Annotated in this window: 11 protein-coding genes; 6 read left to right on the forward strand and 5 right to left on the reverse strand. The window is 71.8% G+C overall.

Annotated elements, in window-relative coordinates:
• Positions 1 to 88: 88 nt before the first annotated feature.
• Entirely contained in the window at positions 89 to 3172 is a 3084-nt protein-coding gene (gene uvrA, locus ACZ4XJ_RS06410) for an excinuclease ABC subunit UvrA (protein ID WP_468495510.1), read from the reverse strand.
• Between the two features lie 186 nt (positions 3173 to 3358).
• Here uvrA and ACZ4XJ_RS06415 point away from each other — a divergent pair, with 186 nt between their 5' ends.
• From ACZ4XJ_RS06415 to ACZ4XJ_RS06425, 3 genes are all read left to right on the forward strand, one after another.
• Positions 3359 to 4060 (forward strand): maleylpyruvate isomerase family mycothiol-dependent enzyme, encoded by a 702-nt coding sequence (locus tag ACZ4XJ_RS06415; RefSeq protein ID WP_468495511.1) that lies wholly within the window; start codon positions 3359 to 3361, stop codon positions 4058 to 4060.
• 44 nt (positions 4061 to 4104) lie between these two features.
• Positions 4105 to 4761, forward strand: coding sequence for an MBL fold metallo-hydrolase (locus tag ACZ4XJ_RS06420; protein ID WP_362878703.1), 657 nt, complete (start codon positions 4105 to 4107; stop codon positions 4759 to 4761).
• Between the two features lie 196 nt (positions 4762 to 4957).
• Positions 4958 to 6280: an MFS transporter gene (locus tag ACZ4XJ_RS06425; protein WP_468495922.1), complete on the forward strand. Its 1323-nt coding sequence runs from the start codon at positions 4958 to 4960 to the stop codon at positions 6278 to 6280.
• 16 nt (positions 6281 to 6296) lie between these two features.
• Here ACZ4XJ_RS06425 and ACZ4XJ_RS06430 read toward each other — a convergent pair whose 3' ends face one another.
• The 4 genes from ACZ4XJ_RS06430 to uvrB form a co-directional block, all read right to left on the reverse strand.
• Positions 6297 to 7286 (reverse strand): TerC family protein, encoded by a 990-nt coding sequence (locus ACZ4XJ_RS06430; protein ID WP_362878705.1) that lies wholly within the window; start codon positions 7284 to 7286, stop codon positions 6297 to 6299.
• Between the two features lie 248 nt (positions 7287 to 7534).
• Complete coding sequence (locus ACZ4XJ_RS06435; RefSeq protein ID WP_468495512.1) at positions 7535 to 9562, reverse strand: TerD family protein; 2028 nt, start codon at positions 9560 to 9562, stop codon at positions 7535 to 7537.
• Positions 9563 to 9602: 40 nt separating this feature from the next.
• Positions 9603 to 10181 (reverse strand): TerD family protein, encoded by a 579-nt coding sequence (locus ACZ4XJ_RS06440; protein WP_362878708.1) that lies wholly within the window; start codon positions 10179 to 10181, stop codon positions 9603 to 9605.
• Positions 10182 to 10269: 88 nt separating this feature from the next.
• Positions 10270 to 12414, reverse strand: coding sequence for an excinuclease ABC subunit UvrB (gene uvrB / locus ACZ4XJ_RS06445; protein WP_362878710.1), 2145 nt, complete (start codon positions 12412 to 12414; stop codon positions 10270 to 10272).
• A gap of 339 nt (positions 12415 to 12753) precedes the next feature.
• Here uvrB and ACZ4XJ_RS06450 point away from each other — a divergent pair, with 339 nt between their 5' ends.
• The 3 genes from ACZ4XJ_RS06450 to ACZ4XJ_RS06460 all read left to right on the forward strand — a co-directional run bounded on the left by ACZ4XJ_RS06450 (position 12754) and on the right by ACZ4XJ_RS06460 (position 15872).
• Positions 12754 to 13677, forward strand: a complete 924-nt coding sequence (locus ACZ4XJ_RS06450) for a glycerophosphodiester phosphodiesterase (protein WP_362878712.1) — start codon at positions 12754 to 12756, stop codon at positions 13675 to 13677.
• 97 nt (positions 13678 to 13774) lie between these two features.
• Complete coding sequence (locus ACZ4XJ_RS06455; RefSeq protein ID WP_362878713.1) at positions 13775 to 14338, forward strand: methylated-DNA--[protein]-cysteine S-methyltransferase; 564 nt, start codon at positions 13775 to 13777, stop codon at positions 14336 to 14338.
• 190 nt (positions 14339 to 14528) lie between these two features.
• A complete protein-coding gene (locus tag ACZ4XJ_RS06460) occupies positions 14529 to 15872 on the forward strand; it encodes an MFS transporter (RefSeq protein ID WP_468495513.1) in 1344 nt (447 codons plus the stop codon).

Consider the following 15872-nt stretch of genomic DNA (forward strand, 5'->3'; position numbering starts at 1 on the left):
CTCCCGGCCGTCACCGACACGGAGCACCACAGGGGCGGGGCCCCGGCCATCACGGCCGGGGGCCCGCCCCCTGTGACACGCCCAGGCGCTACGCCTTGCGGGCGCGCGTCGCCTTCTTCGCCGGCGCGGCCTTCTTCTCGGCTGCGGCGGCCTTGCCCGCCGCCGCCTTGGACGCCGCGACCTTGGACGCAGACGCCGCCGTCTTTGACGCCGCCGTCTTGCCCGCCGCCGTCTTGCTCGCCGACGCCTTCTTGGCCGGGGTCGCCTTCTTCGCGGCCGTCTTCCGCGCGGGGCGGGCCGGTGCGATCGGCGTCCCGGCGTCGGACACCCGGTCCGCCCCGAGGATGTCCCGCAGGAACTTGCCGGTGTGGCTGGCGCCCACCGACGCGACCTGCTCGGGGGTGCCCTCCGCGACGACGAGACCGCCGCCGTAACCGCCTTCGGGGCCCATGTCCACGACCCAGTCGGCGGTCTTGATGACGTCCAGGTTGTGCTCGATGACGATCACCGAGTTCCCCTTGTCGACCAGGCCCGACAGCACCTTGATCAGCTTCGAGATGTCCTCGAAGTGCAGACCGGTCGTCGGCTCGTCCAGGACGTACACCGTCCGACCCGTCGAGCGCTTCTGCAGCTCGGACGCCAGCTTGACGCGCTGCGCCTCGCCGCCCGACAGCGTCGGCGCGGACTGGCCGAGCCGCACGTACCCGAGACCGACCTCGTTGAGCGTCTTCAGGTGGCGCGCGATGGTCGGCACCGCCTCGAAGAAGCCGAGGGCCTCCTCGATCGGCATGTTCAGGACCTCGGCGATGGACTTGCCCTTGTAGTGGACCTCCAGCGTCTCCCGGTTGTACCGGGCGCCGTGGCAGACCTCGCACGGGACGTAGACGTCCGGCAGGAAGTTCATCTCGATCTTGATCGTGCCGTCACCGGAGCAGTTCTCGCAGCGACCGCCCTTGACGTTGAAGGAGAAGCGCCCCGGCAGGTAGCCGCGGACCTTCGCCTCCATCGTCTCGGCGAAGAGCCTGCGCACGTGGTCGAAGACACCCGTGTACGTGGCCGGGTTGGACCGCGGGGTCCGGCCGATCGGCGACTGGTCGACGTGGACGACCTTGTCGACCAGTTCGTCGCCCTCGACCCGGGTGTGACGACCCGGTACGGACCGGGCGCCGTTCAGCTCGCGGGCCAGGTGCGTGTACAGGATGTCGTTGACCAGGGTCGACTTGCCGGAGCCCGAGACGCCGGTGACCGCGGTGAGCACGCCCAGCGGGAAGGACACGTCGATGTCCCGCAGGTTGTTCTCCTTGGCCCCGTGCACCGTCAGCCTGCGCCCCGGGTCCACGGGACGCCGGATGTCCGGCAGCGGGATGGAGCGCTTGCCCGACAGGTACTGCCCGGTCATCGACTCGGGGTTCTTCAGCAGGTCCTTCAGGGAACCGCTGTGCACCACCTTGCCGCCGTGCTCGCCTGCGCCCGGGCCGATGTCCACGACCCAGTCGGCCACCTTGATGGTGTCCTCGTCGTGCTCGACGACGATCAGGGTGTTGCCCATGTCCCGCAGGCGCACCAGCGTCTCGATCAGCCGGTGGTTGTCCCGCTGGTGCAGGCCGATGGACGGCTCGTCCAGCACGTACAGCACGCCGACCAGACCGGAGCCGATCTGCGTGGCCAGCCGGATGCGCTGGGCCTCGCCGCCCGACAGGGTGCCGGCGGCGCGGTTCAGCGAGAGGTAGTCCAGGCCGACGTCGACGAGGAAGCGCAGCCGCTCGTTGACCTCCTTGAGGACCCGCTCGGCGATCTTCTTGTCGCGGGCGTCGAGCCGCAGCTGGCCCAGGAAGTCCGCGCACTCGCTGATCGACATCGCGGCGACCTCGGCGATGGACTTCTCCATCACCGTCACCGCGAGGACGATCGGCTTGAGTCGGGTGCCCTCACAGGTCGGGCAGGGCACCTCGCGCATGTAGCCCTCGAAGCGCTCGCGGCTGGCGTCGCTCTCGGACTCGGCGTGCCGACGCTTGACGAACGGCACCGCGCCCTCGAAGGCGGTCGTGTACGCGCGCTCCCGCCCGTACCGGTTGCGGTAGCGCACCTCGATCTGCGTCTTGTGCCCGTAGAGCAGGGCCTTCTTGGCGCGCTGCGGCAGCCCGGCCCAGGGGATGTCCGTCCGGAAGCCGAGTTCACCGGCGAGCGCGCCGATCAGCCGCTGGAAGTAGTCCTTGGTGTGTCCGAGCGACCAAGGGGAGACCGCACCCTCTTCGAGCGACTTGTCCTCGTCCGGAATGATCAGCTCCGGGTCGACCTCCATGCGGGTGCCGATGCCCGTGCACTCCGGGCAGGCGCCGAAGGGGGAGTTGAAGGAGAAGGAGCGGGGCTCCAGCTCCTCGAAGGAGAGGTCGTCGTACGGGCAGTAGAGGTGCTCGGAGAACATCCGCTCGCGCTCGGGGTCGTCCTCGGCGAGGTCGACGAAGTCCAGGATCACCATGCCGCCGGCGAGCCCGAGGGCGGTCTCGACGGAGTCCGTGAGCCGGCGCTTGGCGCCGTCCTTGACGGTGAGGCGGTCGATGACCACCTCGATGGTGTGCTTCTCCTGCTTCTTCAGCACCGGCGGCTCGGACAGCTGGATGGTCTCGCCGTCCACCCGCGCCCGGCTGTAGCCCTTGGTCTGGAGGTCGGCGAAGAGGTCGACGAACTCGCCCTTGCGCTCGCGCACCAGCGGGGACAGCACCTGGAAGCGGCTGCCCTCGGGCAGCGCGAGGACCTTGTCGACGATCGCCTGCGGCGACTGCCGCGAGATCGGCCGGCGACACTCGGGGCAGTGCGGCTTGCCGATGCGGGCGAAGAGCAGGCGGAGGTAGTCGTAGACCTCCGTGATCGTGCCGACCGTGGAGCGGGGGTTGCGCGAGGTCGACTTCTGGTCGATCGAGACGGCCGGGGAGAGGCCCTCGATGAAGTCGACGTCGGGCTTGTCCATCTGCCCGAGGAACTGGCGGGCGTACGAGGACAGCGACTCGACGTAGCGGCGCTGCCCCTCGGCGAAGATCGTGTCGAAGGCGAGGGAGGACTTCCCCGAACCGGAGAGTCCGGTGAAGACGATGAGCGAATCACGGGGGAGGTCGAGCGAGACGTTCTTGAGGTTGTGCTCGCGAGCGCCACGAACGATGAGACGGTCGGTCACGCCGGTCCGCACCTTTCTTGAGAGAGCGGGGGCACGGCCCCCGTCCCAGGGTATGGGGGACGCCGCTGCGATGGACTTGGTGCTTGGACTTCCGAGCGTATAGCACGCACATTCGATTTACGGCACTCGGAAGACCGCTTCACCCGATCGTGTGGACCGGGATCCCGGGCCACTAGGCTCGGTTCCATGACTGATCATGTGCACGACCTGCGATCTGTACGTGAGGCCACGGACCGACTGCTGACCGCGGTCGCGAAACTGGACAACGCCGCCCTCGCCGAGGAGTCACACCTCCCCGGCTGGACCCGTGGCCACATCCTGGCCCACCTCGCGCGCAACGCCGACGCCCTCGTCAACGTTCTGGAAGGGCGCCCGATGTACGAGAGCGCCGAGGCGCGCGACGCGGACATCGCACGCGACTCCGGCCGGCCCCTGGAAGAACACCTGACGGACCTCCGTGATTCCTGGTCCGCCTTCCTCGCCACCGCCGAACCCGAACAGGACTGGTCGCGCACGGTCGAGCTGCGCAACGGCGTCACCGACCTCGCCGCCAACGTGCCCTTCCGCCGCCTCGTCGAGGTCGAGCTCCACCACGTCGACCTGGACATCGGCTACGGGCTCGCCGACCTCCCGGCGGAGTTCACCGACCGCGAGATCACCTTCCTCGCCGACCGCTGGTCCGGCCGCCCCGACGTCCCCCCGGTCACCCTGCGGCTCGGGGCCGGGGACACCGCGCCCGCCTGGCGCACCGGTGGCGCCGAGGGCGCGCCCGTCGTGCTGACGGGCAGCGGCGACGCGATGCTCGGCTGGCTCGCCGGTCGCGGCGACCGCGGCGCGCGCCTGACCGTGCTCGAAGGCGCCCGGCTCCCCGAGCTCCCGCCGTTGTAGGGCACCAAAGGACGGCCCGGGCCCGCACCCTTAGGATCGAGGACATGACGTACAGCGGAGCGGTCAAGGTCGGCGGTCCGGCCGACGTGCACGAACTCGCGGACCTGATGATTTCCAAGGTCGCGGTGGGCCCCATGAACAACAACGCCTACCTGCTGCGCTGCCGGGCCACCGGCGAGCAGCTGCTGATCGACGCGGCCGCCGAGGCGGACACGCTGCTCGGCCTGATCGGTGACGACGGCATCGCGTCCGTGATCACCACCCACCGGCACGGCGACCACTGGGGCGCGCTCGCGCCGGTCGTCGAGGCCACCGGGGCGCGCACCTACGCGGGCGCCCTGGACGCCGAGGGCATCCCCGTCGGCACGGACGTGCCGGTCCAGGACGGGGACACGGTCAAGGTCGGCCGCGTCGAGCTGACCGCGCGCCACCTGGTCGGGCACACCCCCGGCTCGATCGCGCTGGTCTACGACGACCCGCACGGCCACCCGCACGTGTTCACCGGCGACTGCCTCTTCCCGGGCGGCGTCGGAAACACGAACGGCGACGCGCAGGCCTTCACCCGGCTCATCGACGACGTCCAGCACAAGCTCTTCGAGCAGCTGCCGGACGAGACCTGGGTCTACCCGGGCCACGGCAACGACACCACCATCGGCGCCGAGCGGCCGCACCTGGCCGAGTGGCGCGAGCGCGGCTGGTAGTCCCCGGCCGACCGCGGCCGATCACACCTGTGGGACAGGGACACCGGCGGGCGTCAATGCCGTGAGGCGATGCACTGCTTCCGGTCGATGATTCCCGAACGCATGTCCTGGGGGTGCGGGGTGGGGTAGTTGCTGCACCATGCGACACCACCCCTCCCCGCCCCCCTCCCCCACCGGCAGCGGCGGTCCGCCGTCGATGCTCAGGCTCGCCTCGGCGGCCCTCGCCGGCACCGCCATCGAGTTCTACGACTTCTTCGTCTACGGGACGGCCGCCGCCCTCGTCCTCGGCCCGCTCTTCTTCCCGTCCTTCTCGCCGCTCGCCGGCACCCTCGCCGCCTTCGCCACCTTCGGCGTCGGCTTCCTGGCCCGCCCCCTGGGCTCGGCCGTCTTCGGCCACATCGGCGACCGCCACGGACGCCGCCCGGTCCTGCTGGGCTCGCTGCTGCTCACCGGCCTGGCCACGGTGGCCGTCGGCTGCGTGCCCTCGTACGCCTCGATCGGCATCGCGGCGCCCCTCCTGCTGGTCCTGCTGCGGTTCGTGCAGGGGTTCGGCCTCGGCGGCGAGTGGGGTGGGGCCGTCCTGTTGACCGCCGAGCACGCCCCGGAGGGCCGGCGGGGGCTGTGGTCGAGCTTCCCGCAGATCGGCCCGGCCGTGGGATTCCTGGCGGCCAACGGACTGATGCTGGCGCTGTCCGGCTCGCTCACCGACGCGCAGTTCGCCGCCTGGGGGTGGCGGGTGCCGTTCTGGGCCGCCGGACTGCTCGCGCTGGCCGGACTGTGGCTGCGCCGTTCCGTCGAGGAGACCCCGCAGTTCCGCGCGCTCGCCGAGACCGGCCGGCGGGCCGAGGCGCCGCTGGCCGAGGTCCTGCGCGGCCACTGGCGGCTGATCCTGCTGACGGGCGGGGCGCTGGCGGTCGCGTACGCCGTCTTCTACGCGGTCACCACCTGGGCCCTGGCCTATGCGACGACGGCCCTGCGCGTGGAGCGCACCGTGATGCTGGCCTGCGTGATGGTCGCCGTCCTCGTGATGGGCCTGGCCACCCCGGTGATGGCGGCGCTCGGCGACCGCTGGGGGCGCCGACCGCTGTGCCTGGCCGGCTGCGCGGCGAGCCTGCTGTGGATGGTGCCCTTCGTGGCCCTGCTGCGGACGGCGGACCCGGTGCTGATCACGTTGGGCTGCACGGTCGCGCTGCTGGGGATGGTGGCGATGTTCGCGGTGGTGGGCGCGTACCTGCCCGAGCTGTACGCGCCGCGGATCCGTTGCACGGGGGCCGCCGTCGGCTACAACCTTGGCGGGGTGCTGGGCGGGGCGCTGACGCCCGTGGTGGCGACCGCGCTGGCGGACGGTTCGGGTCCGCCCTGGGGCGTCGCGGTGTACCTGACGGCCCTCGCGCTGGTCAGCCTGGGGTGCTTCGCGCTGCTGCCGGAGACGAACCCGGCGATGACGGGCCCGCGCGGCGGCGCGGGTCTGCCGGCGCGAGCGGAAACGGGGGCGGCCGAAGCGGCCGCCCCCGTGTAGCCCCGTAGGGCAGGACCTAGGCGTCGACGCTCTTGCTCTCCGGGTCGGCGGCGGCCTCGGTCGCCGCCTGCTTCTTCGAGGCGATGAGGCTGGTGATCGTGGTGATCACCAGGACACCGCAGATGACGCCCAGCGACACCGGGATGGAGATCTGCGGGACGTGGACCCCGGACTCGTGGAGGGCGTGCAGCACGAGCTTGACGCCGATGAAGCCGAGGATGACGGACAGGCCGTAGCTGAGGTGGACCAGCTTCTTGAGCAGGCCGCCGATGAGGAAGTACAGCTGGCGCAGACCCATCAGGGCGAAGGCGTTGGCCGTGAAGACGATGTACGGGTCCTGGGTGAGGCCGAAGATCGCGGGGATCGAGTCCAGCGCGAACAGCACGTCGGTGGTGCCGATGGCGAGCATGACGACCATCAGCGGGGTCATGATGCGCTTGCCGTTGCTCTGGATGAAGAGCTTCGTGCCGTGGTAGCGGTCGGCGACGCCGAACTTCTTCTCGACGGACTTCAGGAGGCGGTTCTCCTCGAACTCCTCGTCGTCCTCGTCCTTGCGGGCTTCCTGGATCAGCTTCCACGCGGTGTAGATCAGGAACGCGCCGAAGATGTAGAAGACCCAGGAGAAGCTGGCGATGATCGCGGCGCCGGCCGCGATGAAGATCGCGCGCAGCACCAGGGCGATCAGGACGCCCACGAGCAGCACGCGCTGCTGGAGGTGGGAGGGGACCGCGAACTTCGCCATGATCAGGACGAAGACGAAGAGGTTGTCGACGCTCAGTGACTTCTCGGTGATGAAGCCCGCGAAGAACTCCTGCGAGGCCTGACCGTTGCCGAAGAACCACAGGCCCAGGCCGAAGAGCGCGGCGAGGACGATCCAGACGATCGTCCAGGTGCCCGCTTCCTTGATCGAAACGTCGTGCGGTTTGCGGCCGATGAAGAAGTCGGCGCCGATGAGCAGGGACAGACCAAGAATGGTCAGGACCCACAGGGTCCAGGAAACTTCCACGGTGAACACGCCTCCGGCGGATGGCTCAGCACTTCGTCAGCGTCATCGCTGCCGGAGGTCTCTTCCACCCTGACGACCTGGAGGTCGCGGGCCGACGCCCCGGGTCCGACTGCGCTGGTGATCCGCAGTGGTCCGTATTGACGGGCACGCCGTAGCAGGAAAGCAGGAATACTCCCCTCCGCATGAACCAGGGTACCCGGCCTCCCCGCAAAAGGTAAAGGGAAGACCAAGGACTGGTCAGCGGCTGGTCATCCACGGCTCCGTCGTGCCCGCACCATCCGCTCCAACGCCTGCTCCATGACGCGGCTCCCCGGGGGCGGGAAGTCGGGTGCGAAGGTCCAGGCGTGTTGGACCCATGGATCGGCCAGGTGGTTGTCCGGCACGGGGGACAGCCGCATGAGCGAGCGCCACAGCGGGTCCAGCAACGGCCCGTACGCGGAGGCCTCGTCCCGGTCCGCCACCATCAGCAGGTGCACTCCGACGGCCGGTCCCTCGTCGGCCAGGTAGCGCAGCTGGGTGACCGCGCGGTCGTCGAAGCCGTGCGGGAAGTCGTGGACGACGAGCAGCTGCTCGGCCCGGTCCACGTCCGGCGGCAGCTCTTCCGGCGCTCCGGCCCGCAGGGCCATCTGTACGAGGTCCACCCGCCGGGTCAGCCCCGCCAGCGTCCCGGTGACGCCGGCCGCTCCGGAAGCCGGCGGCGAGGCCAGGACGCCGGCCTTCACCAGAGGGGCCAGTGAGGCCGCGCCCGCCCCGGCGGCGTCGATGACGTGGACGGAGAACCGGCCGGCGGGCTGGACCGCGAGCAGTCGCACCGTGTGGGCGACGGCCATGTCCATGGCGGCCCGGCGCAGCCGGTCGGTGTCCATGGCCATGGCGGCCTCGGAGCCCGTGCGGCCGTTGTCTATCCACAGGCCGCGCTCCAGCGGGAACCGCATGAGCATGGGGATCCGCAGATCGGGCCGCTCGGGCAGGCTCAGGTCCCCGAGGCGCAGGGCCAGGGGAGCCTCCTCCGGAACGAGCCGGCCGTGCCAGACCGGGTTGTCCCAACGGGCGTACGCGGCCGGCAGCGCGGGCTCGACCACCTCCAGCTCGGCGGCCAGCTGGACGAGGTCGCGGTCCAGGACGGCGCGGGCCCGGGCGACCAACTCGTCGCGGCGGGCCCGGGCGGTGTCGCGGGCGGCGTTGCCCGAGCCGCCGAGGCGGTGGCGGGGGTCGGACAGGGCGTCGTCGAGTTCGCGGTCCAGCCGCGCGTCGGCGAAGTCGACGGCGCCGCGGTAGGCGGCGACGGTACGGGCCAGGTCCTCGAACATCCCCCAGACCTGGTTGTAGAGCCGCTCCTCCAGGGACCAACCGGCGGCGTCCCCGGCGACGGGGCGCGGCGGCTGTCCGGGCTCCGCGGCCGGCGCGGGGCGGGGACCGGGCTCGGGCGGTTCCGTGCTGGTGCGGCGACGACGCGGGTGGGCGTAGTCGATGGGGGGCGGCCCCCCGAAGGTGTCGCCGGGGGCCTGCGCCCGGCCGGGCGGGCCGGCGTACGGGGCCGCGGGGGGCGCGAGCGACTCCGGCGGCCCGGGAGCGGGCGTGCCGGGCGCCGGGACGGCGTCCTGCGGCGCGGTGTCCCGCAGGGCCGGGTCCTGGCGGGCGGTGTCCCGGGGCGGGGCGTCCCCGGGTCCGCTCAGGTCGCGGACCTGGGTGGGCACGGCCGCCAGGGTGCGGTCGGCGTCGTCGAGCGGGGCGGTGGCCCCCAGGACGGCCGCGGCCAGCGCGACGGCCTGCGCCTCGGGCAGTCCGGCGTCGGTGAGCAGGGTGGGCAGGCCGGTGGCGTACCCCTGGCCGACGGCCCGGACCTTCCAGGCGCCCTGGCGCCGGTACAGCTCCAGGGCGACCACGGCCGTCTCGGCGTCGAGCCCGGTCAGGGTGAAGCAGGCCAGCTCCGCGCCGCCGCCCTCGGCGGCGACCGCCACGTAGGGGGCCGGGACCGCCCCGAAGCGGACCGCGCCGCCCGGCGGCAGGGCGAGCACGACCGCGACCCGGTGGACGTCGGCGTCGACCGCGTCCAGGTCGACGGTCAGGGCGTGCCGCTCCGCGGCGACCCCGGGGACGCCGAGTCCGGGTCGGGCCGGGGCGGCCGGGTGCGCGAGCGCCTCCGGGCCGGCGAGCCGGCCCTGTTCGTCGGCGAGCGCGGCCAGGGCCAGGACGGGCGCGCCCGCCGAGACCCTGACCTCCACCCGGCTCCGGGACACGGGGTGGTTCTGCCCCCGGACCAGTTCGGCCGTCATCGTGCAGCCCTCCCCCGTGCCTTCTTCGTACGCGTGGTGCTTACAGGTGCGGCAGGATCGACGGCATGAGGTCCTGGAAGGTCCGGCCGTTGGCCGGGTTGCCGAGGGCCGTCATCTGCCAGCCGGTGCCGGCCCGGGACACCTTCGCCATGATCTGCGCGGTGTACTGGCCGCCGCCGTCGAGGGTGTACCGGGCCAGTTCCTGGCCGTTGGTCTCGTCGACGATGCGGCAGAACGCGTTCTGCACTTCCTGGAAGGTCTGGCCGGTGAACGAGTTCACCGTGAAGACGATCTGGTCGATGTGCACCGGCACGCGCTGGAGGTCGACGAGGATCGCCTCGTCGTCCCCGCCCTGCCCGACGCCGCCGACGAGGTTGTCGCCGGTGTGCCGGACCGAGCCGTCGTCGCTCTGCAGGTGCCGGAAGAACACCACGTCTACGGGCTGCTTGTCGGCGAAGAGCACCGCCGACGCGTCCAGGTCGATCTCCCGGGTCCGCGAACCGAACAGTCCCCGGCGCTTGGCCGCCTGCCAGCCGAGGCCCATGCGGACCGCGGTCAGCGTGCCGCCGTCCGCCTTCTGCAGACTGATGGCCTGACCCTTGGTCATGTTGACCGTCACGCGCTGTCCCCTCTCCATAGCCCGCCCCGATAACGGGTGCGCAGCGTGTACCTGCGGCTGATACCCAACCCTACTGACCGCCCCCGGGTCAGGCGAGACCCGCTTCCTTCATCTGGCGAAGCTCCTTCTTCAGCTCCCCGACCTCGTCGCGCAGTCGGGCCGCGACCTCGAACTGCAGCTCGGCCGCCGCGCCCCGCATCCGGTCCGTCATCTGCTCGATCAGCGCGGCCAGTTCAGCGGCCGGGCGGTCGGTGAGCACCTCGGCGCCCTTGGCCCCCTTGCCGCCCTTGGCGGCCTTGCCGGGGACCGCCTTGCCGCCCAGCGCGGGCACGGGCGCCTTGGCCCCCTTGCCCTCCTTGGCCTGCCGGTAGCCGGTTCCGAGCAACTGTTCGGTGTCCAGTTCCTCGCGGGCGATGGTGGCGACGATGTCGTTGATCTTCTTGCGCAGCGGCTGCGGGTCGATGCCGTGGGCGGTGTTGTAGGCGATCTGCTTCTCGCGGCGCCGGTTCGTCTCGTCGATGGCCTTCTCCATCGCCGGGGTCATCTTGTCCGCGTACATGTGGACCTGACCGGAGACGTTGCGGGCCGCGCGGCCGATCGTCTGGATGAGGGAGGTTCCCGAGCGCAGGAACCCCTCCTTGTCGGCGTCGAGGATCGCCACGAGCGACACCTCGGGCAGGTCGAGGCCCTCGCGCAGCAGGTTGATGCCGACGAGGACGTCGTACTCGCCGGCGCGCAGCTCGCGCAGCAGCTCGATGCGGCGCAGGGTGTCGACGTCGCTGTGCAGGTAGCGGACCTGGATGCCCAGTTCCAGGAAGTAGTCCGTGAGGTCCTCGGACATCTTCTTGGTGAGGGTCGTGACCAGGACCCGCTCGTCCTTCTCGACGCGGGCGCGGATCTCGTGCACCAGGTCGTCGATCTGGCCCTCGGTGGGCTTGACGACGACCTCGGGGTCGATGAGGCCGGTGGGGCGGATGATCTGCTCGACGAAGCCGTCACCGCGCGAGAGCTCGTACTTGCCCGGGGTGGCCGACAGGTAGACGGTCTGGCCGATCCGCCCCTGGAACTCCTCCCACTTCAGCGGCCGGTTGTCGAGCGCGGACGGCAGTCGGAAGCCGTGATCGACCAGGGTCCGCTTGCGCGAGGCGTCGCCCTCGTACATGGCGCCGATCTGGGGCACGGTGACGTGCGACTCGTCGATGACGAGGAGGAAGTCCTCGGGGAAGTAGTCGATGAGGGTGTTGGGGGCGGAGCCGCGCTCGCGGTCGTCCATGTGCAGCGAGTAGTTCTCGATGCCGGAGCAGGACCCGATCTGGCGCATCATCTCCAGGTCGTACGTGGTGCGCATGCGCAGCCGCTGGGCCTCCAGCATCTTGCCCTGCTTCTCCAGCTCCGCGAGGCGCTCGGTCAGCTCGGCCTCGATGCCGCGGACCGCCTTCTCCATGCGCTCGGGACCGGCGACGTAGTGGCTGGCGGGGAAGACGTACAGCTCGCGGTCCTCGCTGATGACCTCGCCGGTCAGCGGGTGCAGGGTGGAGAGGGCCTCGATCTCGTCGCCGAACATCTCGATGCGGACGGCGAGTTCCTCGTAGACCGGGAAGATCTCGATGGTGTCGCCGCGCACCCGGAAGGTGCCGCGGGTGAAGGCGACGTCGTTGCGCGTGTACTGGATGTCGACGAAGCGGCGCAGCAGCTGGTCCCGGTCGATCTCCTCGCCGATCTTGAGGGAGACCATCCGGTCGACGTACTCCTGCGGGGTGCCGAGGCCGTAGATGCACGACACGGAGGCGACGACGATCACGTCGCGCCGGGTCAGCAGCGAGTTCGTCGCGGAGTGGCGCAGCCGCTCGACCTCCTCGTTGATCGAGGAGTCCTTCTCGATGTAGGTGTCCGACTGCGGTACGTAGGCCTCGGGCTGGTAGTAGTCGTAGTACGAGACGAAGTACTCGACGGCGTTGTTCGGCAGGAGCTCGCGGAACTCGTTCGCCAGCTGGGCGGCGAGGGTCTTGTTCGGCGCCATCACCAGGGTCGGGCGCTGAAGCTTCTCGATCATCCACGCCGTGGTCGCCGACTTTCCGGTGCCGGTGGCACCGAGCAGTACGACGTCCTTCTCACCTGCGCGAATGCGCTTCTCCAGCTCGGCGATGGCCGCCGGCTGGTCGCCACTGGGCTGGTAGGGGCTGACGACCTCGAAAGGCGCCACCGTGCGTTCGATCTTCGATACGGGCCGCATGGGTCAACCGTACGGCCCCCCACTGACAGCGGCGCGGGTCCGGCCCGTTTGTCGAGGTCCGGCGGCGGCGCGGCGATCTCCGTCCCCGTGATCCGCGGTGCCCGGGCCCGGCCGTGCCGTGCTCGGCGGTGCCGTGATCGGCGGTGCCGTGATCGGCGGTGCCGTAATCGGCGGTGCCCGTGCTCGGCCGTGCTCGGCCGTGCCGTGATCGCCGTGGAATCAACCCTCCGGGGTACATCGCCGCAACGTCCGGCGCCCCGTCCCCGTTTGACGGCGGGGCACGGCTCACGCGCCTCCGGACCTTTCCGACCCTCCCCTCCCCACCCGAGGAGAACGCCGATGTACGTCGTCCGACCCGCCGCCGCGGCCGCCGCCGCATTCCTGGGACTCGCCCTGAGCGTGCTGTGCGGGACGGTCGCCTCGGGCGTCCCCGACCCGGGCCCCGCGGCCCCCGCCGCCGGACCGGGGCCGTCGGGCGCGGGCGGCCCCGCCGTGTACGCGCACCGGGGGGCCTCGGCCTACGCCCCCGAGAACACCCTCGAAGCGATCGACCTGGCGCGGAGGCTGGGCTTCGACTGGGTGGAGAACGACGTCCAGCGCACCCGGGACGGCGAGCTGGTGGTGATCCACGACGACACCCTGGCGCGCACCACGGACGTGGAGGAGGTGTTCCCCGACCGGGCCCCGTGGCGGGTCCGGGACTTCACGGCGGACGAGATCGCCCAGCTGGACGCGGGGAGCTGGTTCGACGACGGCCGCTGGACGGGGGCCCGGGTGCCGACGCTGCGCGCGTACCTGGACCGGGTGCGGATGAACCAGCAGCGGCTGCTGTTGGAGATCAAGAAGCCGGAGTTCTACCCGGGGATCGAGGAGCAGACCCTGGAGGTGCTGGACGAGGCCGGCTGGTTGGACGAGCGGCACGTCGCGGACCGTCTGGTGGTGCAGAGCTTCAGCGCCGACGCGGTCCGCGCCGTGCACGACCTGCGCCCCGACCTCGCAACGGCGTTCCTCGGCACCCCGGCGGTGACCGACCTGCCGCGCTACGCCGAGTTCACCGACCGGATCAACCCCCTGCACTCCACCATCTCGGCGGACTGGGTGGCGGCCGTGCACGCCCTGTCGGGCGCCCACGGCAGGGCCATGGAGGTGGACACCTGGATCGTGGACGACGCGGCCACGGCCCGCAAGGTCCAGGACATGGGCGTCGACGGGATCATCACGAACGCCCCCGACGTGGTGCGCGAGGCGGTCGGCGGGTTCTGAGCCCCGCCACGGGCTCGCGGACGGCCCGGGAGCCCGTCCGCGGCCGATCCTCCCGGAGACCGGCCGCGTTGTCGGTGCGGGGCCGTACGGTGGACGCGTGGACAGCATCGAGCAGCCCCGCGGGCCGCACCTCGAATGGACCGTCGTCGCCAGTGACATCGGTCCCCTGCTCCTGGCCGCGACCCCCGAGGGGCTGGTCCGGGTCGAGTTCCATGCCGGATCCGACCGGGCCGACCGGATGATCGGCGCGCTGGTCTCGCGGCTCGGCGCCGACGCCGTGCGCCCCCGGCCGGGCGCGGAGGTGCTGCTGGCGGAGCCCATACGCCAGCTGGAGGCCTACTTCACCGGTGCGCTGCGGCGCTTCGAGCTGCCGCTGGACTGGCGGCTCAGCTCGGGCTTCAACCGGCAGGTGCTGCTGGAGCTGGACCGGACGGTGCCCTACGGATCGGTCGTCGGGTACGGGGAGCTGGCCGCCCGCGCCGGCCGGCCGGGGGCGGCACAGGCCGTGGGCAACGCCATGGGGTCGAACCCGCTGCCGCTGGTGGTGGCCTGCCACCGGGTCGTGGAGAACGACGGCGGCATCGGGGGCTTCGGGGGCGGCGTGGAGACCAAGCGGGTCCTGCTCGCGCTGGAGGGCGTACTTCCGCAGCCCCTGTTCTGACCGGTGCGCCGTACGGCCTTCTGACCTGTGCCTTCGGGTTCCGGCGGGCCCGGCGCCCGGCCGGGGCGGCGGGCCGATACCCGGTTCCCCCGCGCGGTGGCGGGTGGGACACTTCGCCCGTGACGACTCCGGCCGCATCAGGCCTCACCCCCCGCGTCCCGCCCCCGCGTCCACGACGGGGGTGTCCGGCGTGAGCGTCACTCCCGGGGCGGCGGCCCCCTCCCGCGTCCCCGCCGGTAAGGGCGGGCCGGTCGACCCGGCCGCGCTGCCGCGGATCCGGCGCAGGATCTCCGGCGTCCTGATCGGTTCCCAGGCGATCGGCGGGCTCGGCGTGCCGATCAGCATCGCCCTGGCTCCCGTACTGGCCACCGAGATCAGCGGGACCGAGGCGCTGTCCGGTTTCGCCTCCACCGCGGCGGTGATCGGCACCGCCCTGGTCTCGCTGCCGCTGGCCGCTCTGATGACCGCGAAGGGTCGACGGCCCGGGCTCGTCCTCGGGTACGCCGTCGGCGCGCTCGGCGCGGGCCTCGTGGTGCTGGCCGCCTCGATCAAGAGCTTCCCGCTCCTCATGATCGGCATGGCCGCCTTCGGCGCGGCGTCCTCCGCGAACCTCCAGGCCCGGTTCGCCGCCGCCGACCTCGCGGAGCCCGATCACCGGGCCCGCGCGATCTCCGTGGTCGTGTGGGCCTCCACCGTCGGCGCGGTGCTCGGCCCCAATCTGTCGGCACCGGCCGGCGACAGCTTCGCCGGCACCTCCATACCCCAGACGGCCGGTCCGTTCGTATGGGCCGCCGCCGTCTTCCTCCTGACCGGCACGCTGCTCGGCGTGTTCCTGCGGCCCGATCCGCTGCTGACGGCCCGGGCCCTGGCCCCGGCCTCGGAGCAGGGCCGTCAGGGGCGTTCGCTCCGTGCCGGGTTCGCCGCCGTCAAGGCCTCGCCGCGGGCCCGTCTCGCCCTGGTGACGGTGGCGGTGTCGCACACCACCATGGTCTCGATCATGGTGATGACCCCGGTCGACCTGGGCCACCACGGCGCCGACCTGCGCTTCATCGGCCTGGTCATCAGCGGCCACCTCGCCGGGATGTTCGCCTTCTCCCCCGTCATGGGTTGGCTCGCCGACCGCCTCGGCCGGCTCACCGTGATCGGCTTGGCGGCCGGTCTGCTGTCCGTCGCCGCCCTCCTCGCCGGCACCGCCCACGGCAGCCACACCCGCAGCGCCCTCGGCCTCTTCCTGCTCGGGCTGGGCTGGTCCGCGGGCATGGTCGCCGGGTCCGCGCTGCTGACCGACTCGGTGCCGCAGCCCGCACGGGCCGCCGTCCAGGGCCTGAGCGACCTGACGATGAACACCACCGCCGGCGTCGGCGGCGCCGCGTCCGGCCTGATCATGTCCCAGGCCGGCTACGGCTGGCTCAACGCCATCGGGGCCGCGCTGCTGCTGCCCATGGCCGCGCTGGCCCTGTTCACGGCGCGGCGCCACCCCGGTCCCGTCAAGGACCGGGCGGCGGAGGACGGGGCGGCAGCGGCGGACGCGTAG

Source organism: Streptomyces sp. NPDC029836, assembly GCF_055574495.1.

What these genes read in the sequence shown, in the direction of transcription:
- ACZ4XJ_RS06425 (WP_468495922.1), top strand. Translation starts at nt 4,958, where the DNA reads ATGCTCAGGCTCGCCTCGGCGGCCCTCGCCGGCACCGCCATCGAGTTC.
- ACZ4XJ_RS06450 (WP_362878712.1), top strand. Translation starts at nt 12,754, where the DNA reads ATGTACGTCGTCCGACCCGCCGCCGCGGCCGCCGCCGCATTCCTGGGA.
- ACZ4XJ_RS06420 (WP_362878703.1), top strand. Translation starts at nt 4,105, where the DNA reads ATGACGTACAGCGGAGCGGTCAAGGTCGGCGGTCCGGCCGACGTGCAC.
- ACZ4XJ_RS06435 (WP_468495512.1), bottom strand. Translation starts at nt 9,562, where the DNA reads ATGACGGCCGAACTGGTCCGGGGGCAGAACCACCCCGTGTCCCGGAGC.
- uvrB (WP_362878710.1), bottom strand. Translation starts at nt 12,414, where the DNA reads ATGCGGCCCGTATCGAAGATCGAACGCACGGTGGCGCCTTTCGAGGTC.
- ACZ4XJ_RS06415 (WP_468495511.1), top strand. Translation starts at nt 3,359, where the DNA reads ATGACTGATCATGTGCACGACCTGCGATCTGTACGTGAGGCCACGGAC.